The sequence below is a fragment of the Comamonas humi genome (genome assembly GCF_054782535.1).
In genome coordinates, this window is record NZ_BAAGSH010000013.1 from 95,605 (window position 1) to 116,135 (window position 20,531).

A 20,531-nucleotide genomic window follows, 5' to 3' on the forward strand; every position below is an offset into this window, starting at 1 on the left:
CCAACAATGGATTCAAATAGATTCATATCTAAAACCATTGCACAGAAAGCGCCAAAAGCTATCAATACAAGAGCATCCTAGCCCCGCGGATGGTGCTGCGCATGCAGCACCTTGAGCCGCTCGCGCGCCACATGGGTGTAGATCGTGGTCGTCGAGATATCGGCATGGCCCAGCAGCAGCTGCACCACGCGCAGGTCGGCGCCGTGGTTCAGCAAATGCGTGGCAAAGGCGTGGCGCAGCGTGTGCGGCGACAGCGGCGCGGTGATGCCCGCCAGCTGCGCGTACTTCTTCACGATCATCCAGAAGGCCACACGCGTCATGCCGCTGCCGCGCTGGGTCACAAACAGGTCGCCCGACACCCGCCCCGCCAGGATGGCCGGCCGCGCCTCGGCCAGGTAGCGCTCCAGCCACTGCTGCGCCTCCTGGCCGAAGGGCACCAGCCGCTCCTTGCCGCCCTTGCCCACCACGCGCAGCACGCCCTCGGCCAGGCCGATCTGCACGCTCTGCAGCTCCACCAGCTCGGACACGCGCAGGCCGCTGGCATACATCAGCTCCAGCATCGCGCGGTCGCGCAGGCCCAGCGGGTGATTGGTGTCGGGCGCTTCCAGCAGGGCATCGACCATGGCATGCGTCATGGTCTTGGGCACGCGCAGGGGCTGTCTGGCCGCCAGCAGGCGCAGCGTGGGATCGGCCTGCGCCAGGCCCTCGCGCAGCGCCCAGTGGAAGAAGCGGCGCAGCACCGTCAGCCGCCGGTTGGCGGTGGTGGCCTTGTGCTGCATCTGGCTGGCGAAGAAGGCCTGCAGGTGTGCCTCGGTGCCTTGCTCAGGCGGCACGCCCGGTGCCTCGCCGTTCAGCCAGTCGGCGTAGATGGCGAGATCGCGCCGGTAGGCGGCCAGCGTGTTGCGCGACAGGCCATCCTCCAGCCAGATCGCGTCGATGAAGGCGTCAATCGTTGCGTGTACGGACATGCCGCGATGATGCCTCAGACTTCCAGCGCGCATAGGCTTCGGGCATACAGACCGCGCAGGGCCGGTAGCCGGCGGCGACGGCCGTGGCCTCATCGGCAAAGAACACACGCTGCCTCACATAGCCGCCACGGGCCAGCGCCTGCAGCGCCGCGCGGCAGTCGAGCCGGCCATAGAGCTTGCCGCCGCGGTGGCCGCCCAGCGTGCCGGGCACGGCGCTGGCATAGGGCTGGCCGTTCGCCCCCACCAGGGTGAAAGGCTGCGGCATCACCAGCCCAGCTCCACGCCAATGCGCTCGCCCCGCCGCACGCGGCTGATGGCATGCCGCATCTGCACCCGGTAGCAGCCGTGCGCACCCCATACCGGCCGCGCGGCGGCACCGATGAGGGCCGCATCGCCCAGCCGCAGCGGCAGCACCATGGGGCGCGACTGCATGCGCGGGCGCTGCTCGGTCATCACGAACTCGCCGCCGTCAAAGTCCACGCCCGGCTCGGACAGCAGCAGCACGAGCTGCAATGGAAAGCCCTGCCCATCGCCACCACCCTGGCGCAGCGCCGAATAGCCTTCGGCGCCCAGCAGGCTGGCATGCGATGTCGGCCAAGGGCCATCCGGTGCCGCGGCAAAGCGGCGGCCCTCGCCCAGGGCCTCGCTCCAGCGGTTGGCGATGGCCGCCAGGTGCGGGAGGAAGGCCGCGCGCCAGGCCTGCAGCGGCTGTGGCAGGCAGGCGCCGAAAGCCAGCTGCTCGCCCGGCTCCGGTTCAGCCAGGAGCAGGCGCGGTGCGGCGCCCTCGTGCCGGATCCGATGTGCCAGGCCGCGCGCCGCCTCCGCGCCCAGCAGGCCAGGCAGCAGCGCGTAGCCTTCGGCGTCCAGCTCCGCGTTGATCGCCGCCCAATCGAGGCGGTCCATGCAACTGGCGTCCATTCTCAGAAGCCCGGCAGCGCCGCCGTCTGTGCCCGCTCCGCCGCGGGCCGCTCGGGCGCGAGGGCCTTTTCGTGCTCCAGCAGCCAGCGCTTGCGCGGCAGGCCCCAGGCATAGCCCTTGAGATCGCCGTTGCTGGCGATCACGCGGTGGCAGGGCACGATGATGGCGATGGGGTTGGCGCCGTTGGCCGCGCCGATGTCGATGGCCGCGCGCGGGTCGTCGAAGCCCAGCGCCTTGGCCAGCTTGCCGTAGCTGGTGGTCGTGCCCGCCGGAATGCCACGCAGCGCGGCCCAGACGCGGCGCTGCAGCTCCGATCCGGCGGTCTCGGTGCGCAGCGCATCCAGCGCGTTCAACTCGCCCGCGAAGTAGCGCTGCAGTGCATCGGCGATCCCATTAGGTGCAGCGATTTCGGTCAGCTCCACGCTGCCGTAGTGCTCGCGCAGGCCGCGCTGCAGGTGTGCGCGGTGGTCGGCGAAGTCGAGGGCGCGCACCGCCTGCTGCCCGTCGCTGACCAGCAGCATGGTGCCCAACGGCGACTCCAGTTCACTCAGAAAAAAGGTCATGGTGAAAACTCCTTAGCCCGCCTTGCGGAATGTGAGATTGATGCGCCGGCTGCCCAGCAACGGATGCGGCGTGTCCTTGAGTGGCGCCACGCCGTGGTAGCGCAGGCGGTCGGCCCCGCCCCAGACCACCACGTCGCCATGCGCCAGCGGCACCTTGGCGGTCGGGTCGGTGCGGGCCAGGCCGCCGAACAGAAAGGTGGCCGGCATGCCCAGCGACACCGAGACGATGGGCGCGTCGTAGTCGCGCTCGTCCTTATCCTGGTGCAGCGAGAGCCGCACCCCGGGCTGGTAGCGGTTGACGAGGCAGGCATCGGGCTCGAAGCCCGCGAACCCGGCCGCCAGCGCCGCCTCGCTGGCCAGCCGGGCAAAGGCCGCGGGCATGGCCGGCCAGGGCTGGCCGCTGTCGGGATCGGTGGCGCTGTAGCGGTAGCCGCGCCGGTCGGTGGTCCAGCCCAGCACGCCGCAGTTCGTCAGCGCCACCGACATGGTGAAGCCGCCGGGCGTCACCATGTGGCGGAACGGTGCCGCGGCTTCGATGCCCGCCAGCGCGGACAGCAGCTCGTCCACGAAGGGCAAGGCAAAGCCGCGCAGCACCACGGCGCCCGGCCCCAGGCGATGCCGGTCTCCGGCGGTGTCGAACAGATCAGGCGTTTGCATGGCAGCTCACCTCGCGTCGTGGAAGATCAGGCCCACGGTATGGCGGCTGCCGCCGTGGACACGGCTGACGCCATGGCGCAGCGCCGCTTTCCGGATGCCTCGCTTGCCCGCCGCCGGCCGGTGGTGCACGGCGAACACCACCGCGTCGCCCTGGCGCAGCGCGACCACGTGGGCCCGCTGCGCCTGGCCGGCCAGCTCGGTCATCACGAACTCGCCGCCGGCGAAATCCCGGCCCGGCTCGGACAGCAGGATCGCCACCTGCAACGGAAACACGTGCTCGCCGTACAGGTCCTGGTGCAGGCAGTTGTAGTCGCCCTCGCCGTATTGCAGCAGCAGCGGCGTCGGCCGCGTCTGGCCGGCCTGGTGACAGCGCGCGAGAAAGCTGTCGAGCGTATCCGGGTACTGCTCGGCCAGGCCCAGCTGCCGGTTCCAGCGGTTGGCCATGGGCGCGAGCTGCGGGTACAGCGCCTGCCGCAGCTGTTCGAGCAGCGGCGGCAGCGGGTAGGCGAAATACTGGTACTCGCCGCGCCCGAAGCCATGGCGCGCCATCACCACGCGCGAGCGGAAATGCTGCGCCTGCGGATAGAGCGCCGCGAGGGCATCGCACTGCGCCGCGGTCAACAGGCCCGGCAGCACGGCGTGGCCGCGAGCGTCGAGCGCATGCCCGATGCGGGGCCAGTCGAAGCGCGAAAACTCAAGGGTCGTCATTGCCAGCACGAAGAGGAGATCAGGATGGCACCAGTGTAGAAACCCTCGCCGCACCAGGCACTCCGCTCCTTGCGGTGCAATTTCGCCCATAAAAAACCGCCTTCCTACGGAAGGCGGTTTTCAGGGGGCGTGAAGCGCTCAGTCGAGCTTGAGGTTCTGCTTCTTCACCACTTCCTTGTAGATCGCGAATTCGTTCTTGATCTGCTCGGCGAACTGCTCGGGCGTGTTGCCGATGACCAGCGAGCCCGTGTCCTCGATGCGCTTCTTCACGGCCGGGTCGGCCAGCACCTTCTTGACGGCGGCGTTGATGCGGTCCACCACTTCCTTGGGCGTGCCCTTGGGGCCCAGGATGCCGTAGTAGGCCATGCGGTTCACCGGCTCCAGGCCGATTTCCTTGAAGGTCGGCACATTGGGCAGCACGGCCAGGCGCTGCGGCGCGGCCACCACGATGGGGATCAGGCGGCCGTCCTTGATGAAGGGCAGCGACGACGGCAGGTTGTCCAGGTTCATGTTCACCTGGCCGGAAACCACGTCGTTCAGCGCCGGGCCCGCGCCCCGGTAGGGGATGTGGGTCATGAAGGTGCCGCTCAGGCTCTTGTACAGCTCCATCAGCAGGTGCGTGATGCTGCCGGTGCCGGTGGAGGCGTACGAGTACTTGCCCGGGTTCTTCTTCAGCTCGGCCACAAAGCTCTTGTAGTCATGCCCCGGAAACTTCGGGTTGACCGCAATCACGTTCGGCGTGGCCGCGATGTTGATGATCGGCACGAAGTCCGCCTCGGGGTTGTAGGGGAACTTGGGCGTGATGGCCGGGTTCGTGGCCGTGGTGGACACGGTGGCCACGCTCAGCGTGTAGCCGTCGGGCGCCGCGCGCATGGCCTCGACCGCACCGATGGTGCCGCCGGCGCCGCCCTTGTTGTCAACCACGACGGGCTGGCCCAGCTCGCGGCCCAGCGGGTCGGCGATCACGCGGGCCACGATGTCGGTGGTGCCGCCGGCCGCAAAGGGCACGATCAGGCGGATCGGCTTGCTCGGGTAGCTGGCCTGGGCGAAGGCCGTGGTGCCGGCGGTGGCGGCGATCAGGGTCAGGCCCATCAGGATTCTGCGTTGCATAAAGGATCTCCTTATTGTGAGAAGCGGCCATGGCCCCGGGCTGGATAAGCGCAGAGCTGCATGGCCGCGAACGCTGGTGCAAGCTGCATTTATACCGGAGAAATGCGCGTATCCATTCAGGCATGGCCCTAATTCATTGATCCAGCCTATTGCTCGAGCGTGATGCCCTGCTTGTCCACCACCGCCTTGTAGGCCGCGTACTCGTCCTTCATCTGCTGCGCGAACTGCTCGGGCGTGTTGCCGAGGATGACCGAGCCCGTGTCCTCGATGCGCTTGCGCACGGCGGGGTCCTCGAGGGCCTTGCGCATCGCGGCGTTGACCTTGTCGACGATCTCCGCAGGCAGGTTGCGCGGGCCGACCACGCCGTAGTAGGCCAGGCGGTTGACCATGGGTGCGCCCACTTCCTTGAAGGTAGGCACGCCCTCGAGCCCGGCCACGCGCTGGGGCGCGGCGACAACGATGGCGTTCAGGCGCTTTTCCTTGATGAAAGGCAGCGCCGACGGCAGGTTGTCGAAGATCATGTTCACCTGCCCGGCCACGGTGTCGTTGAGCGCCGGGCCGGCGCCGCGGTAGGGCACGTGCTGCACGTCGACGTGGGTTTCGCCCTTGAGCATCTCCATCAGCAGATGGGCGATGCTGCCGGTGCCTGGCGTCGCATACGAGTACTTGCCCGGGTGCTTCTTCAGCTCGGCGATGAAGCCCTGGTAGTCCTTGGCCGGAAAGCTGGGGTGCACCGCGATCACATTGGGCGTGGCGGCGATGTTGATGATGGGCGTGAAGTCGCGCTGCACGTTGTACGGCATCTTGGGGTTCACCGCGGGGTTGGTGGCCGTGGTGGACACGGTGGCGATGCTCAGCACATAGCCGTCGGGCTGGGCACGCGCGGCCTCGGCCGCACCCACGGTGCCGCCGCCGCCGCCGCGGTTGTCCACCACCACCGGCTGCCCCAGCGCCTTGGCCAGCGGCTCGGCCACCACGCGCGCGATGATGTCGGTGGTGCCGCCAGCCGCAAAGGGCACGATCAGGCGGATGGGCTTGCTCGGGTAGGCGGATTGCGCCAGCGCGGCGCCGCAGCTTGCGGCCAGCGCCAGGGCCACGCAGTGGCGGCGATTGATCATGGGAGGCTCCTCAGGTCGGGCAAGGGAAAAATGCGCCCATCCTAGGAGCTATCGGCCCCTCGCGCGGCATTTGTGCGGCATCCCGGAGACAGTGTTTTCCCGAGGACACGAAGGCCTTCGGCTATGCTCGCGGCGTGACCTACGCCCAGCTCCTGTTCCCCGATTTCGCGCTGATCCTGATCGGCTACCTCATCTGCCGCTTCACTGCGCTCAACCGCAGCATCTGGCAGCCGGTGGAAGGGCTGGTCTACTACTTCCTGTTCCCCACGCTGCTGTTCTATTCGATCATCCGCGCGCCCATCGACTGGCTGGGCGCGTCGAACCTGATGGCGGCTGGCCTGCTCGGCGGCCTGGCCTCGATCGCGCTGGCCTACGGCCTGCCGCACCTGCCCTGGCTCGGCCGGCGCCTCGATGCGCAGGACGCCGCCGCCAGCGCGCAGGTGGCGTTTCGCTTCAACTCCTTCATCGGGCTGGCGCTGGCCGACCGGCTGGCCGGCGCCCAGGGCCTGCAGCTGATCTCGGTGCTGATCGGCGTGTGCGTGCCCATGTTCAACATCGCCGCCGTCTACCCGATGGCGCGTGGCTCGCAGACCGGCTTCGTGCGCGAACTGGCGCGCAACCCGCTGATCGTGGCCACCGTCGCGGCGCTGGCCTGCAACCTGCTGGGCATCCGCCTGCCGGCGCTGGTCGAACCCACGGTGGCGCGCATCGGCCAGGCGTCGATCGCGCTGGGCCTGATGTCGGCGGGCGCGGGCATGCAGCTGGGCCTGCTGGCGCGGGGCAAGTGGCTGAGCGTGTCGGTGCTGTCCATCCGGCACGTGGCATCGCCGCTGCTGGCCCTGCTGCTGGCGCACCTGCTGCGCCTGTCCGCCGTGCAGGCCACCATCCTGCTGACCTTCTCGGCCCTGCCCACGGCCTCGACCTGCTATGTGCTGGCCGCGCGCATGGGCTTCAACGGGCCTTTCGTGGCCGGGCTGGTGACGCTGTCCACGCTGGCCGGCATCGCCAGCCTGCCGTTTGCGCTGATGCTGCTGCAGTGGTGGCCGGTGTAGCCGCTTGGATCACGGTCTCAGAGGCCGCCCATGCACAGGTACTTCATCTCCAGGTACTCGTCGATCCCGTAGCTCGATCCTTCGCGCCCCAGGCCCGATTGCTTGATGCCGCCGAAGGGCGCCACCTCGTTGGAGATCAGGCCGGTGTTGATGCCGACCATGCCGTACTCCAGCGCCTGCGCCACGCGCCAGATGCGGCCCATGTCCCGGCTGTAGAAGTAGGACGCCAGACCCGACTCGGTATCGTTGGCCATGCGGATCACCTCTTCGTCGCTGCCGAAGCGGAACAGCGGCGCGAGTGGCCCGAAAGTCTCCTCCCGCGCGACCAGCATGTCCCCCGTCGCGTCGGCCAGCACCGTGGGCTGGAAGAACCGGCCGCCCAGCGCATGGGGCGCGCCACCGGTGAGCACGCGCGCGCCTTTTGCCAGTGCGTCCGCGATGTGCTGCTGCACCTTGGCCACCGCGGCGTCGCTGATCAGCGGGCCTTGCAGCACGCCCGGCTCCATGCCGTCGCCCACCTGGAGCTGCTGCACCGCGGCCACCAGCTTGGCGGCGAAGTCGTCGTAGACCCGCTCGTGCACATACAGGCGGTTGGCACACACGCAGGTCTGGCCGGCGTTGCGGTACTTGGAGGCGATCGCGCCCTCTACGGCCGCGTCCAGGTCGGCGTCGTCGAACACGATGAAGGGCGCGTTGCCACCCAGCTCCAGCGAGAGCTTCTTGACGGTGGCGGCGCTCTGGCGCATCAGGATGCGGCCCACCTCGGTGGAGCCGGTGAAGCTCAGCTTGCGCACCACCGGGCTGGCCGTGAGCTCCGCCCCGATCTCGATCGAGCTGGCGGCATCGCCGGTGACCACGCTGAACACCCCGGCCGGCACGCCGGCCTGCTGCGCCAGGGCTGCCAGGGCCAGCGCGGACAGCGGCGTGTCCTCGGCGGGCTTGAGCACCATGGCGCAGCCCGCGGCCAACGCCGGCGCAGCCTTGCGGGTGATCATCGCCAGCGGAAAATTCCAGGGCGTGATGGCGGCGCACACGCCCATCGGCTCCTTGAGCACCAGCATGCGCTTGCCGTTGTCGGTGGAGGTGAGCACGTCGCCGCTCACCCGCTTGGCCTCTTCGGCAAACCATTCCAGGAACGAGGCCGCGTAGAGCACCTCGCCGCGCGCCTCCGCCAGCGGTTTGCCCTGCTCGGCGGTCATGATGCGGGCCAGGTCCTCGGCATGCGCCAGCATCAGCCCGTGCCAGCGGCGCAGCACGCCGGAGCGCTCGCGCGCGGTGACGTTGCGCCATGCGGCCTGCGCTACGCGCGCCGCCTCGATGGCGCGGCGGGTTTCCGCCGGGCCCATGCGCGGCACGCTGGCCACACGCGCGCCGGTGGAAGGGTTGGTGACGGCGAAGCTCGCGCCGTCATCGGCGCCCACCCAGGCGCCGTCTATCAGTGCCTGCGAACGCAGCAGGCTGGCATCGTCGAGAGTCATGTCCATGTCCCCTGCAGGTGTGTCAGCCGCACAGCGCGGCGGCCAGGATGTCGATCCCCTGCTCGAACACCGCATCGCCGATGGTCAGCGGAAAGAGGAAGCGGATCACGTTGCCATGCACGCCGCAGGACAGCAGCAGCAAGCCCTGCGCCAAAGCCCGTGCCTGCACCTCGCGCGTGAAGGCCGCATCGGGCGAGCCGTCGGGATTGCAGAACTCGACGGCAACCATCGCGCCCAGGCCGCGCACCTGTGCGATCTGCGGTACCCGGGGCTTCAACGCCTCGAGCCGATCCATCAGGCGCCGGCCCAGCGCCGCGCCGCGCGCGGGCAGGTCTTCTGCCTCCAGCACCTCGAGCACGGCCAGGGCCGATGCCACGGCCAGCGGGTTGCCGGCGTAGGTGCCGCCCAGCCCGCCCGGCGCCGGCGCATCCATCACCTCGGCGCGGCCCACCAGGCCCGACAGCGGCATGCCGCCCGCCAGGCTCTTGGCCATGGTGATGAGGTCGGGCGCGACACGGTAGTGCTCCATCGCAAACAGCTTGCCGGTGCGGCCGAAGCCGGTCTGCACCTCGTCGGCGATGAGCAGGATGCCATGCTCGTCGCAGATGGCGCGCAGCGCCTCGACGAACGCAGCCGGAGCCACGTTGAACCCGCCCTCGCCCTGCACCGGCTCGAAGATGATCGCGGCCACGCGCCGGGGATCGATGTCGCACTTGAACAGCTGCGCCAGCGCCTGCAGCGAGTCCTCGACCGACACGCCATGCAGCGCCTGCGGGAAAGGCACGTGGAAGACCTCGCCCGGGAAGGGCCCGAAGCCGACCTTGTAGGGAACGACCTTGCCGGTGAGCGCCATGCCCATCATCGTGCGGCCATGGAAGGCGCCCGAGAACGCGATGACACCGCTGCGGCCGGTGGCGGCGCGGGCGATCTTCACCGCGTTCTCCACCGCCTCGGCACCGGTGGTGAAGAAGGCGGTCTTCTTCTGCCCGGCGCCGGGCGCACGCTGGTTGATGGCCTCGGCCAGCTCCACATAGCCGGCATACGGCACGATCTGGTAGGCCGTGTGCGTGAACTTCTCCAGCTGCTGCTGCATGGCCTGCACCAGCCGGGGGTGGCGGTGGCCGGTGTTCAGCACTGCGATGCCGGCGGCGAAGTCGATGTAGCGCTTGCCTTCCACGTCCCAGATCTCGGCGTTGTCGGCACGCTCGGCATAGAAGTCGCACATCACGCCCACGCCGCGGGGCGTGGCCTGCTGGCGGCGCTGTTCCAGAAGTTGGTTGTTCATGGTGGTTTCCAGGAGATGAATGCACGCACGCGAGCGCGCGGGCCAGGCCCGCGCAGCGTGGTGCGGAGAGCGAAAGAAAGGGGGAAAAGCGGACCGCGACGGCCTGGCGCGCCAGGCCGCGGTGTCACGGCGCCAGGTAGCGCTCGACCAGCAGGCTCCAGTAGGCCGCGCCGATCTGCAGGTTCTGGTCGTTGAAATCGTACTTCGGGTGGTGCACCGGATGGCTGTGCTCGCTGAACAGCCCGTTGCCCAGCCGGAAGTAGCAGCCCGGCCGGTGCTGGAGCATGAAGGCGAAATCCTCGCCCGGCGTGATGATGCCGAAGTCCGGCTCCACCCGATCCGGCCCCACCAGCTCACGCGCCACCGCCACCGCGAAGTCCACCTCCGCCTCGGTGTTCACCAGCACCGGGTAGCCGGCCTGGTGGATGACTTCCGCCTGGGCACCGTAGCACTGCGCCTGGCCGTGCACGATGGCGTCGATGCGCTCGCGCAGCTGCTGGCGGACCTGCGGGTCGAAGCAGCGCACGCTCAGCTCGATCGTGGCCTCGTCCGGAATCACGCCGTAGAAGCCGCCCGACTGCAGCGAGCACACGGACACCACCGCGGTCTGCGTGGGATCGACGTTGCGCGCCACGATGGTCTGCAGCGCGAGCACGATGCTGGCGCTGACCACCGACGGGTCCACCGTGAGGTGGGGCCGCGCCACGTGGCCACCCTTGCCGATCACGCGGATGCTGACCTTGTCGGTGGCCGGCTGGAAGGCGCCTTTGCGCATCATGAAGCTGCCCACCTCGGCACCAGGATGGTTGTGCAGGCCGAACACCGCGTCGCAGGGAAAGCGCTCAAAGAGGCCGTCGGCGATCATGCGCTGCGCGCCGCTGTCGTGGCCGCGCTCCTCCGCGGGCTGGAAGTACAGGTGCACCGTGCCCGAGAAGTTGCGGGTGCGCGCCAGGTACTTGGCCGCGCCGAGCAGCATGGAGGTATGCCCGTCATGCCCGCAGGCGTGCATCTTGCCGGCGATCTGGCTGGCATAGGGCAGCCCGGTCTTCTCCTGCATGGCGAGCGCGTCCATGTCGGCGCGCAGGCCAATGCGCCGCGTACCCGAACCTGCCGCCAAGGTGCCGACCACGCCGGTCGTGCCCACGCCGGTCGTCACCTCGAAGCCCCATTCGCGCAGCTTGCCGGCCACCAGCTGCGCCGTGGCCACTTCTTCAAAAGCGATTTCGGGATGGCTGTGGATCTGGTGCCGCAGCGCCTGGATTTCGGCCAGGTCGGCCGCCACTTCGTCGAGCCTGGAATGCACGGGATGCGTATTCATGGGTGCTCCGCTCAATCCAGCTTGATATTCAGTTGCCTGACGGCGTCGCCCCACTTGCGGTGCTCGCTGTTCAAAAAGGCCTGGTAGTCCGCGGGCGATCCCGGCATCACCTCGTTGCCGGTGGCGGCAAGATTGTTCTGCGTGTCGGGGTTGGCCAGCACCTTCTGCAGCGCGGCGTTGAGCTTGGCGACCACGGCGGCGGGCGTTCCCTTCGGCGCCGAGAGGCCGTACCAGGCCGTCACGTCGAAGCCCGGGTAGCCGGACTCGGCCACGGTCGGGATCTGCGGCAGCACCTTCATGCGCTTGGCGCCTGAAACCGCCAGGCCGCGCATCTTGCCGCCCTGGACCATGGGCACCGACGAGCTGGCCACGTCAAACGCCACCTCGATGTCGCCGGACAGGATGGCCGTCAGCATCGGCGCGGTACCCTTGTAGGGCACGTGCAGCATGCTCGCGCCGGCACGGGCGTTGAGCATCTCCATGGCGATCTGCGGGCTCACGCCGGCGCCGGTGGAGCCGTAGTTGACCTGCCCCGGCTTGCTCTTGGCTGCGGCCATCAGCTGCCTGATGTCCTGGTAGGGCGAGTCCTGCCGCACCACCAGCAGCAGCGGCGAGCTGACCACCGAGCCCACGGCTGCGAAGTCGGTCGCCAGGTTCTCCTTCATCGACGGGTAGAGCAGCCCCGGGCTGTACACCAGCGAGGTGCCGCCGAACAGCAGCGTGTAGCCGTCCGCCGGCGCCTTGGAGACGAACTGCGCCGCGATGGTCGTGCCCGCGCCCGGCTTGTTGACCACGATGACGGGCTGGCCCAGCTCGCGCCCCAGGCCCTCGCCCACGATGCGCGCCGCGGTGTCGGCCGAGCCGCCGGGCGTGAAGCCGACCACGATCTGGATGGGCTGCTTGGGAAATGCGGTCTGCGCCTGGGCCAGGCCCAGGCCGCCGCACAGGGCCAGCACGGCGCCCAGCCAATGGATGCGCTTGTTCTTTGTCACTGAGGAATCTCCAGGTTCGTTCTGGAATTCAGTGTATGGTTGGCCTTTGGATTCATCAAATCGATACAGCCAATGTCTCGCATCGATCATTTCAATCTACGCTCCTTCGACCTGAACCTGATGCTGGCCTTCGACGCGCTGATGCAGGAGCGCAGCGTGACGCGCGCCGCCGCCTGCCTGCGCATCCAGCAGCCGGCGATGAGCCATGCGCTGGCCACGCTGCGCCTGCTGCTGAGCGATGAGCTCTTCGTGCGCGTGGGCTACCGCATGGAGCCCACGCTCAAGGCGCGCGCGCTGCACGAGCCGGTCCGCCGGCTGCTGCACGATTCGCAGCAGCTGCTGCTGTCGCGCCCCGATTTCGACCCGGCCACGGACGAGCGCACCTTCCGCATCGCGCTGTCGATCCAGTCGGAGTCGCAGCTGGTGTCGGAGCTGTTCGCGGACCTGGCGGTCTCGGCGCCGCGCGTGAAGCTGCTGCTCAGCCGCACCAGCCGCGAGCACGCCTACGAGGCACTGGACGCCGAGCGCATCGATGCCGCCATCGGCTACCTGCCCGGCGGCAGCGGCTGGCACCACCGCACGCAGCTGTTCGACCTGGGCGTGCTGTGCTGCTTTCATCCGCAGCTGCTGCCCTTCGAGCCTCCGCTCAGCCTGGAGCAGTACCAGTCGGCGCGCCACGCCATGCTGTCGGCCAAGGACAGCCTCTACGGCTACATGGAGGACGCCATCCACGCCGCTGGCGTGGCCATCGACCCGGTGCTCGCCGCGCCCAGCTTTCTCACGCTGTTCGCCACCGTCGCGCGGGCGCCGCTGGTCACCACCGTGCCATCGCTCGTGGCCTGGCGCTATGCCGCGCTGTTCGGGCTGCAGAGCAGCCCGCTGCCATTCCGCTTTCCGTCCTTTCCGGTGGAGCTGATCTGGCATGGGCGCAGCCATGGCGATGGCGCCCACCAGTGGCTGCGCGGCCGCATCGAGGCCAGCGCCCGCGCCATGATCGCCGCGAGCACGCCGCCCGAACCCGGCACCCGAAAATATCAAAAAAGATAGCTGCTTGCGCTTGCTATATAAGCGCTAGACGGTATTTTGGTTCAAACCCCAGGCCACATGCTCGCGCACCAGCGCGCTCGCATCCTGCGCGCGGCTCTGCAGCGCATCGCGGTACTGCGCATCGCCCGTCTCGCGCCAGGCGTTGCCCAGCGCCACGGCGATGTTGCGCAGCCAGCGCTCGTGGCCAATGCGGCGGATAGCGCTGCCCTCGGTGAGGCGCAGAAACGTGGCCTCGTCCCACGCGAACAGCGCGGGCAACTGCACATCGAGCAGCGCGCCGCGCGCATCGAAGTCGGGCAAGGCGCTGCGCCCGGCGAACTTGTTCCAGGGGCAGGCAAGCTGGCAGTCGTCGCAGCCGTAGATGCGGTTGCCCATCGCGGCACGGAACTCCTCGGGGATCGCGCCGTGCAGCTCGATCGTCAGGTACGAGATGCAGCGCCGCGCATCCACCTCGCCCGCCGCCACGATGGCTTGCGTGGGGCAGGCCTGCAGGCAGGCGGTGCAGGCGCCGCAGTGGGCGCTCACCGCCGGCGTGGCCGGCAGGGCCATGTCCACGAATATCTCGCCCAGGAAGAACATCGAGCCCGCGTCGCGGCTGAGCAGCAGCGTGTGCTTGCCGCGCCAGCCCAGGCCGCTCTGGCTGGCGAGCTGCACCTCGAGCACCGGCGCCGAGTCGGTGAACACCCGGTGCTGCAGCGGGCCCACGGCGCCCGCGATGCGCTCGGCCAGCTTCTGCAGCCGGCTGCGCAGCACCTTGTGGTAGTCGCGCCCCCGGGCGTAGACCGAGACCACGGCCTCGCCGGGGTTGGCCTGGCGCTGCCATTCGCGCTCCTGCCAGCCCTCGGGCGTGGCGGCGGGCAGGTAGTCCATGCGCGCGGTGATCACGCTCACCGTGCCCGGCACCAGCTCGGCCGGGCGGGCGCGCTTGGTGCCGTGCGACTGCATGTAGTGCATCTCGCCGTGGAAACCTTTTTCCAGCCAGCGCATCAGACCGGGCTCGGCGCCGGACAGGTCCACGCCGGACACGCCGATTTGAGAGAATCCCAACTCGCGCGCCCAGCCTTGGATTTGCAACAACAATCGATCGCTTTGCGTCATTGCCCCGCATTGTAGAAACTGCCGTGAGCACCCCACCCTCTTCTTCCCCCCATCCCCTGGAAACTTACCACTGCATTTGGCACAGCGAGGACGAGACCCAGGCCTTCGCCGAGGCGCTCGCGGCTCAGCCCGCCATCGCCAATGCCTTCGTCACGCTGCATGGCGACCTGGGCGCGGGCAAGACCACCTTCGTGCGCCACCTGCTGCGCGCGCTGGGCGTGCAGGGCCGCATCAAGAGCCCGACCTACGCGGTGGTCGAGCCGCACGAGACGCCGCAGTTGGCCATCTGGCATTTCGACTTCTACCGCTTCGACGACCCGCGCGAGTGGGAGGACGCGGGCTTCCGCGACATCTTCGCCAGCCCCGGCCTGAAGCTGGCCGAATGGCCCGAAAAGGCCGCGGGGGTAACACCCGTGGCGGATCTCGCTATTAGAATTGAAGTAAACTTCGACGCACAACGTCTGGTCTGCGTGCAAGCACTCACCCCTGCGGGCACGTCCATCCTCCAAGGGCTATCTGCGTGAGCGACACCCCCGCACCTCTGCCACCGCCATCCACCACCGACCGGGCCGCGCCGCGCGCCAGCCGCTGGTCGCGCCGCGACATGCTGCGCGGCGGCGGCAGCCTGGCGCTGCTGCTGGGCACCCAGCAGCTCGCCTTCGGCGCCAGCATCGTGGCGGTGCGCGTGTGGCCGGCCAAGGACTATTCCCGCGTCACCATCGAATCCGACGTGCCGCTCAAGACCGAGCAGCGCTTCGTCGCCACGCCGCCGCGCCTGGCGGTCGACATCGAGGGCATCGACCTGAACCCCGCGCTGCGCGAGCTGGTCGGCAAGGTGCGCGCGGACGACCCGAACATCGCCGGCATCCGCGTGGGCCAGAACGCGCCGAAGATCGTGCGCCTGGTGATCGACCTCAAGCACGACGCCTCGCCCCAGGTCTTCACGCTCAAGCCCATCTCGCCCTACCAGCACCGGCTGGTGCTCGACCTGTACCCGGCCCGGCCGGCCGATCCGCTGGAATCGCTGATCTCCGAGCGCCTGCTGGAGAATTCCGGCGGCCAGGCCACCGCCTCGGCGCCGCTGCCCGATCCCGTCGCCCCCGCGGTGACCGGCTCCGTCATCGACACCCCGCCGCCGGCCGTGGCCGGCGTGGCGCCGGCGCCGCAGGACCCGCTGGGCGAGCTGATCGCCCGCCAGGGCAGCCGCCCGGGGGCGCCTTCGCCTTCGCCGTCCATCCCGTCGGTGCCGCCGCCCGCCGTGGTGGCCGTGGCACCTCCGCCACCGCCCCGCCCGGCCCCGCCGCCGCCCGCAGCGCCGCCACCCAGCCCGCGCCGTCCCATCCAGCGCACCGACCGCCTGATCATCGTCGCGCTCGACCCCGGCCATGGCGGCGAAGACCCCGGCGCCTCGGGCCCCAACGGCACGCGCGAGAAGGACGTGGTGCTGAAGATCGCCCACCTGCTGCGCGAGCGCATCAACAACTCCTCGGTGGGCGGCAACCCCATGCGCGCCTTCATGACGCGCGACGACGATTTCTTCGTGCCGCTGAAGACCCGCGTGGACAAGGCGCGCCGCGTGCAGGCCGACCTGTTCGTCAGCATCCACGCCGACGCGTTCACCAACCCGGCGGCCAACGGCGCCAGCGTGTTCGCGCTCAGCGAGCGCGGCGCCACCAGCTCGGCCGCGCGCTGGCTGGCCAACAAGGAGAACGAGGCCGACCTGGTCGGCGGCCTGAACGTGGCTGGCCTGAGCAACAAGGACCAGCATGTGCAGCGCGCGCTGCTCGACATGAGCACCACCGCGCAGATCAACGACAGCCTCAAGCTGGGCACCAAGCTGCTCGGCGAGCTGGGCTCGTTCGCCCGCCTGCACAAGCCGCGCGTGGAGCAGGCAGGCTTTGCGGTGCTCAAGGCGCCGGACATCCCCAGCGTGCTGATCGAGACCGCCTTCATCAGCAACCCCGCGGAAGAGGCCAAGCTGCGCTCGTCCGCCTACCAGCAGCAGTTGGCCGACGCGATCATGCGCGGCATCCTGGGCTACTTCGCCAAGAACCCGCCGATGGCGCGTAACCGCACGGTGTAAATCAAAAAAGAGAGCTGCTTGCGCTTGATATTCCTTGGTTTCAAATATATTTCATATTGAAACTCATACAAAACAAGCGCTAGCAGCTCTTTTTTCAGGAGCAAAAAAGCCCGCTTCGCAGCGGGCTTTGTGTTTGTTGGCTCAGCCTCTCGGCATCACTGCGCCGCGAGGCGCTGCCAGGTGTCGATCACGCTGTCGGGGTTCAGCGAGATCGACGAGATGCCCTGCTCGGCCAGCCACAGCGCGAAGTCGGGGTGGTCCGACGGGCCCTGACCGCAGATGCCCACGTACTTGCCCTGGTCGCGGCAGGCCTGGATAGCGCGCGACAGCATCTTCTTGACGGCGGGGTCGCGCTCGTCGAAGTCGGCCGCCAGCAGCTCCAGGCCCGAGTCGCGGTCCAGGCCCAGCGTGAGCTGGGTCAGGTCGTTCGAGCCGACCGAGAAGCCGTCGAAGTACTCGAGGAACTCATCGGCCAGGATGGCGTTGGACGGCACCTCGCACATCATGATCAGCTCCAGCCCGTTCTCGCCGCGCTTGAGGCCGTTGGCCGCCAGCAGTTCGGTCACGCGCTTGGCCTGGCCCAGCGTGCGCACGAACGGGATCATGATCTTGACGTTGGACAGGCCCATCTCGCCGCGCACACGCTTGAGCGCCTCGCACTCCATCTTGAAGGCCTCGCCGAACTCGGCCGAGATGTAGCGCGCCGCGCCGCGGAAGCCCAGCATCGGGTTCTCTTCCTCGGGCTCGTAGCGGCTGCCGCCGATCAGCTTGCGGTACTCGTTCGACTTGAAGTCGGACATGCGCACGATCACCGGCTTGGGGTAGAACGCCGCGGCGATCGTGGCCACGCCTTCGGTGATCTTGTCGACGTAGAAGGCGCGGGGCGATGCATGGCCGCGCGCCACCGACTCGACCGCCTTCTTCAGGTCGGCATCGACGGCCGGGTAGTCCAGGATGGCCTTGGGGTGCACGCCGATGTTGTTGTTGATGATGAACTCCAGGCGGGCCAGGCCCACGCCTTCGTTCGGCAGCTGGGCGAAGTCGAAGGCCAGCTGCGGGTTGCCCACGTTCATCATGATCTTGGTGGCGATCTCGGGCATGGTGCCGCGCTGCACCTCGGTGACCTCGGTTTCCAGCAGGCCGTCGTAGATGCGGCCGGTGTCGCCCTCGGCGCAGCTCACCGTCACCAGCGTGCCGTCCTTCAGGCGGCTGGTGGCGTCGCCGCAGCCCACCACGGCCGGGATGCCCAGCTCGCGCGCGATGATGGCCGCATGGCAGGTACGGCCGCCGCGGTTGGTGACGATGGCGCTGGCGCGCTTCATCACCGGCTCCCAGTTCGGGTCGGTCATGTCGGTGACCAGCACGTCGCCGGGCTGCACCTGGTCCATCTCGCTGATGTTGTGCACCAGGCGCACCGGGCCGGTGCCGATCTTCTGGCCGATGGCGCGGCCCTCGGCCAGCACCTGGCCTTCGCCCTTGAGCTTGTAGCGCTGCTCGGCCTGGCCCTTAGACTGGCTCTTCACCGTCTCGGGGCGGGCCTGCAGGATGTAGAGCTGGCCATCGGTGCCGTCGCGGCCCCATTCGATGTCCATCGGGCGGGCGTAGTGCTGCTCGATCACCAGCGCGTAGCGCGCCAGCTCCTGCACCTCGGCGTCGGTCAGCGAGTAGCGGTTGCGCAGCTCGGGGCTCACGTCGATGGTCTTGACCAGCTTGCCGGAGGCCGCCTTCTCCTCGGGCGTGGCGAACACCATCTGGATCAGCTTGGAGCCGAGGTTGCGGCGGATCAGCGCCTTCTTGCCGGCCTGCAGCATGGGCTTGTGCACGTAGAACTCGTCCGGGTTCACGGCGCCCTGCACCACTGTCTCGCCCAGGCCGTAGCTGGAGGTGATGAAGACCACCTGGTCGAAGCCCGATTCGGTGTCGATGGTGAACATCACGCCGGCCGCGCCCAGGTCGGAGCGCACCATGCGCTGCACGCCGGCGGACAGCGCCACCACGTCGTGCGCGAAGCCCTTGTGCACGCGGTACGAGATCGCGCGGTCGTTGTACAGCGACGCGAACACTTCCTTCATCTTGTGCAGCACGTCCTCGATGCCGACGACGTTCAGGAAGGTTTCCTGCTGGCCGGCGAACGAGGCGTCGGGCAGGTCTTCGGCGGTGGCCGACGAGCGGACGGCGAAGCTGGCCTGGGCATTGCCCGCCGACAGCGTGGCAAAGGCGTCGCGCACGCCCTGCTCCAGATCGGCCGGGAAGGGCTGGGCCTCGATCCAGCCGCGGATTTCGGCGCCGGCCACGGCCAGCGCGCGCACGTCCTCGATGTCCAGTGCGGCCAGGCGCTGGCTGATGCGCTCGGACAGGCCTTCGTGGGCCAGGAACTGGCGGAAGGCATGGGCGGTGGTGGCGAAGCCCGTGGGCACGCGCACCCCCTGCGGCAGCTGCGAGATCATTTCGCCGAGCGAGGCGTTCTTGCCGCCCACGACCTCGACGTCGCTCATTCTCAGGTTCTCAAACGGTACGACCAGGGCGGTCGGGCTGTAGAGGTTGGACATGTCAAAGCTCCGGAAGTTAAAAACTGGCCCGTGCGTCCATCCCCCTGCAGGCGATGGCACGCGCGCAGACACTCCTTCTGGCTTTGGATTTGTGGTTGTAGGCCGGAGTGCATGCTGGAAATTGGGAATAATGGGCGCCATTGTAGGCGCGGCAATCCCCGATTGCTTGTTTCTCGGTTAACCCCCTCTTTTCCCATGCACCAGCGCACGATTTTCTTCATCTCCGACGGCACCGGCATCACGGCGGAAACCTTTGGCCGCGCCATCATGAAGCAGTTCGACATCACCACCCGAGCGGTGCGCATGCCCTTCATCGACACCGAGGACAAGGCCCACCAGGCGGTGCGCCAGATCAACCACGTGGCCGACATCGAGGGCAAGCGGCCCATCGTCTTCACCACCCTGGTCAGCCCCGAGATCATGCAGGTGGTGCAGGACCACTGCAAGGCCAAGCTGCTGGACATGTTCGGCACCTTCGTGCAGCCGCTGGAGGAAGAGCTGGGCGAGAAATCGCTGCACCGCGTGGGGCGCTTCTCCGACATCAGCGAGAGCAAGGAATACTTCGACCGCATCGAGGCCATCAACTTCAGCCTGGCGCACGACGACGGCCAGACCAACCACGACCTGGCGGGCGCCGACGTGATCCTGGTGGGCGTGAGCCGCAGTGGCAAGACGCCGACCAGCCTGTACCTGGCCATGCAGTTCGGCCTGAAGGTGGCCAACTACCCGCTGATCCCCGAGGATTTCGAGCGCCAGCAGCTGCCGCCGGCGCTGGTGCCGCACCGCAAGAAGATCTTCGGCCTGACCATCCAGCCCGAGCGGCTCTCGCAGATCCGCAACGAGCGCCGGCCCGACTCGCGCTACGCCAGCCTGGCCAACTGCCGCATGGAAGTCTCCGAGGCCGAGGCGATGATGCGCCGCGCCGGCATCCAGTGGCTGTCCACCACGCACAAGTCCATCGAGGAGATCGCCACCGTGATCCTGCAGGACATCAAGCCCGAGGCTTCCAGCTATTGATGACCAAGACCGCCACCCATCGCCTGATCGCCATCGCCCTGCTCCTGGGGAGCGCCGCCGCAGCCCATGCGGCGCAGCCGGGTGCCTTCGAGGTGACCGAAACCCGCAGCGCGCTGGGCTCGGCCCAGCCCAAGCCGCCGCGCACCAAGAACCGCTGCATCGGCCCGGCGCTGATCGACAGGCAGGGCTTTCTGTACCCCGACCAACTGCTGGCCGCGCATTTCAAGAGCTGCAAGGTCACGCGCAGCAAGGCCAATGGCAAGCAGAGCAAGGAATGGACCGTGGCCTGCGGCCGCAGCCTCACGGCCGAGGCCGCGCAGGTCAACCGCGGGGCGAACTTCGACCTGACGGTGGATGCGAAGCTGTTCGGCTCGCTCAAGCAGACCCTGCGCTACCAGGCCCGCTCGCTGGGCCGCGCCTGCACCGAAGACGACTCGCCGCTGGAGTGAGGCGCGGTGGCGGGGGCGCCACTCATTCCATTTCAGACTGACTCCATGAAAATTATGCGTTTGTCGTGATCAATGTGCGGCGCTAGCATGCAGGTTTGTCCCCCTGCAGGAGCCTGCCCGA

The 20,531-nt window shown here is 68.5% G+C and carries 20 protein-coding genes; 6 read left to right on the top strand and 14 right to left on the bottom strand.

The window, feature by feature from the left end:
* Window positions 1-77: 77 nt before the first annotated feature.
* The 8 genes from xerD to ACYVKR_RS14565 form a co-directional block, all read right to left on the bottom strand.
* Window positions 78-1,001, bottom strand: coding sequence for a site-specific tyrosine recombinase XerD (xerD, locus tag ACYVKR_RS14530; protein ID WP_460481631.1), 924 nt, complete (start codon window positions 999-1,001; stop codon window positions 78-80).
* Entirely contained in the window at window positions 946-1,233 is a 288-nt protein-coding gene (locus ACYVKR_RS14535) for an Ada metal-binding domain-containing protein (protein ID WP_460481632.1), read from the bottom strand. Before ACYVKR_RS14535 ends, xerD begins: the two co-directional genes overlap by 56 nt.
* Window positions 1,233-1,871: a 2OG-Fe(II) oxygenase gene (locus tag ACYVKR_RS14540; RefSeq protein WP_460481633.1), complete on the bottom strand. Its 639-nt coding sequence runs from the start codon at window positions 1,869-1,871 to the stop codon at window positions 1,233-1,235. Before ACYVKR_RS14540 ends, ACYVKR_RS14535 begins: the two co-directional genes overlap by 1 nt.
* A 17-nt stretch (window positions 1,872-1,888) precedes the next feature.
* The gene (locus ACYVKR_RS14545) at window positions 1,889-2,449 is read right to left on the bottom strand and encodes a methylated-DNA--[protein]-cysteine S-methyltransferase (protein WP_460481634.1); all 561 of its coding nucleotides are present in this window, start codon (window positions 2,447-2,449) and stop codon (window positions 1,889-1,891) included.
* A 12-nt stretch (window positions 2,450-2,461) separates the two neighbouring features.
* The gene (gene alkB, locus ACYVKR_RS14550) at window positions 2,462-3,106 is read right to left on the bottom strand and encodes an alpha-ketoglutarate-dependent dioxygenase AlkB (protein WP_460481635.1); all 645 of its coding nucleotides are present in this window, start codon (window positions 3,104-3,106) and stop codon (window positions 2,462-2,464) included.
* A 6-nt stretch (window positions 3,107-3,112) separates the two neighbouring features.
* Window positions 3,113-3,814, bottom strand: a complete 702-nt coding sequence (locus tag ACYVKR_RS14555) for a 2OG-Fe(II) oxygenase (protein WP_460481636.1) — start codon at window positions 3,812-3,814, stop codon at window positions 3,113-3,115.
* 138 nt (window positions 3,815-3,952) lie between these two features.
* On the bottom strand, window positions 3,953-4,924 hold the full coding sequence (locus ACYVKR_RS14560; protein WP_460481637.1) for a tripartite tricarboxylate transporter substrate binding protein BugE: 972 nt from the start codon (window positions 4,922-4,924) through the stop codon (window positions 3,953-3,955).
* Between the two features lie 146 nt (window positions 4,925-5,070).
* Window positions 5,071-6,042 carry a tripartite tricarboxylate transporter substrate binding protein BugE gene (locus ACYVKR_RS14565; protein WP_460481638.1) on the bottom strand — a complete coding sequence of 324 codons (972 nt, stop codon included), beginning with the start codon at window positions 6,040-6,042 and terminating at the stop codon, window positions 5,071-5,073.
* 134 nt (window positions 6,043-6,176) lie between these two features.
* Between ACYVKR_RS14565 and ACYVKR_RS14570 the strand changes: the two genes are divergently transcribed.
* Window positions 6,177-7,094, top strand: coding sequence for an AEC family transporter (locus ACYVKR_RS14570; protein ID WP_460481639.1), 918 nt, complete (start codon window positions 6,177-6,179; stop codon window positions 7,092-7,094).
* Window positions 7,095-7,111: 17 nt separating this feature from the next.
* Here ACYVKR_RS14570 and ACYVKR_RS14575 read toward each other — a convergent pair whose 3' ends face one another.
* The 4 genes from ACYVKR_RS14575 to ACYVKR_RS14590 all read right to left on the bottom strand — a co-directional run bounded on the left by ACYVKR_RS14575 (window position 7,112) and on the right by ACYVKR_RS14590 (window position 12,167).
* Entirely contained in the window at window positions 7,112-8,572 is a 1,461-nt protein-coding gene (locus ACYVKR_RS14575; RefSeq protein ID WP_460481640.1) for a succinate-semialdehyde dehydrogenase, read from the bottom strand.
* Window positions 8,573-8,594: 22 nt separating this feature from the next.
* Window positions 8,595-9,857, bottom strand: coding sequence for a 4-aminobutyrate--2-oxoglutarate transaminase (gene gabT / locus ACYVKR_RS14580; RefSeq protein WP_460481641.1), 1,263 nt, complete (start codon window positions 9,855-9,857; stop codon window positions 8,595-8,597).
* Between the two features lie 124 nt (window positions 9,858-9,981).
* The gene (locus tag ACYVKR_RS14585) at window positions 9,982-11,175 is read right to left on the bottom strand and encodes a M20 aminoacylase family protein (protein WP_460481642.1); all 1,194 of its coding nucleotides are present in this window, start codon (window positions 11,173-11,175) and stop codon (window positions 9,982-9,984) included.
* 11 nt (window positions 11,176-11,186) lie between these two features.
* Window positions 11,187-12,167, bottom strand: coding sequence for a Bug family tripartite tricarboxylate transporter substrate binding protein (locus tag ACYVKR_RS14590; RefSeq protein WP_460481643.1), 981 nt, complete (start codon window positions 12,165-12,167; stop codon window positions 11,187-11,189).
* 72 nt (window positions 12,168-12,239) lie between these two features.
* On the opposite strand from ACYVKR_RS14590, the gene ACYVKR_RS14595 reads away from it, so the two are divergent.
* Complete coding sequence (locus ACYVKR_RS14595; RefSeq protein ID WP_460481644.1) at window positions 12,240-13,214, top strand: LysR family transcriptional regulator; 975 nt, start codon at window positions 12,240-12,242, stop codon at window positions 13,212-13,214.
* Between the two features lie 24 nt (window positions 13,215-13,238).
* Here ACYVKR_RS14595 and queG read toward each other — a convergent pair whose 3' ends face one another.
* A complete protein-coding gene (gene queG / locus ACYVKR_RS14600; RefSeq protein ID WP_460481815.1) occupies window positions 13,239-14,282 on the bottom strand; it encodes a tRNA epoxyqueuosine(34) reductase QueG in 1,044 nt (347 codons plus the stop codon).
* Window positions 14,283-14,335: 53 nt separating this feature from the next.
* Here queG and tsaE point away from each other — a divergent pair, with 53 nt between their 5' ends.
* Entirely contained in the window at window positions 14,336-14,836 is a 501-nt protein-coding gene (tsaE, locus tag ACYVKR_RS14605) for a tRNA (adenosine(37)-N6)-threonylcarbamoyltransferase complex ATPase subunit type 1 TsaE (protein WP_460481645.1), read from the top strand.
* 80 nt (window positions 14,837-14,916) lie between these two features.
* Entirely contained in the window at window positions 14,917-16,395 is a 1,479-nt protein-coding gene (locus tag ACYVKR_RS14610; RefSeq protein WP_460481816.1) for an N-acetylmuramoyl-L-alanine amidase, read from the top strand.
* A gap of 155 nt (window positions 16,396-16,550) precedes the next feature.
* Here ACYVKR_RS14610 and ppsA read toward each other — a convergent pair whose 3' ends face one another.
* A complete protein-coding gene (gene ppsA / locus ACYVKR_RS14615) occupies window positions 16,551-18,944 on the bottom strand; it encodes a phosphoenolpyruvate synthase (RefSeq protein ID WP_460481646.1) in 2,394 nt (797 codons plus the stop codon).
* A gap of 195 nt (window positions 18,945-19,139) precedes the next feature.
* Here ppsA and ppsR point away from each other — a divergent pair, with 195 nt between their 5' ends.
* Together ppsR and ACYVKR_RS14625 are read left to right on the top strand one after the other, a co-directional pair.
* Window positions 19,140-19,961 carry a pyruvate, water dikinase regulatory protein gene (gene ppsR, locus ACYVKR_RS14620; RefSeq protein WP_460481647.1) on the top strand — a complete coding sequence of 274 codons (822 nt, stop codon included), beginning with the start codon at window positions 19,140-19,142 and terminating at the stop codon, window positions 19,959-19,961.
* The gene (locus ACYVKR_RS14625) at window positions 19,961-20,410 is read left to right on the top strand and encodes a hypothetical protein (RefSeq protein WP_460481648.1); all 450 of its coding nucleotides are present in this window, start codon (window positions 19,961-19,963) and stop codon (window positions 20,408-20,410) included. The genes ppsR and ACYVKR_RS14625 overlap by 1 nt, the downstream gene beginning before the upstream one ends.
* Window positions 20,411-20,531: the final 121 nt, after the last annotated feature.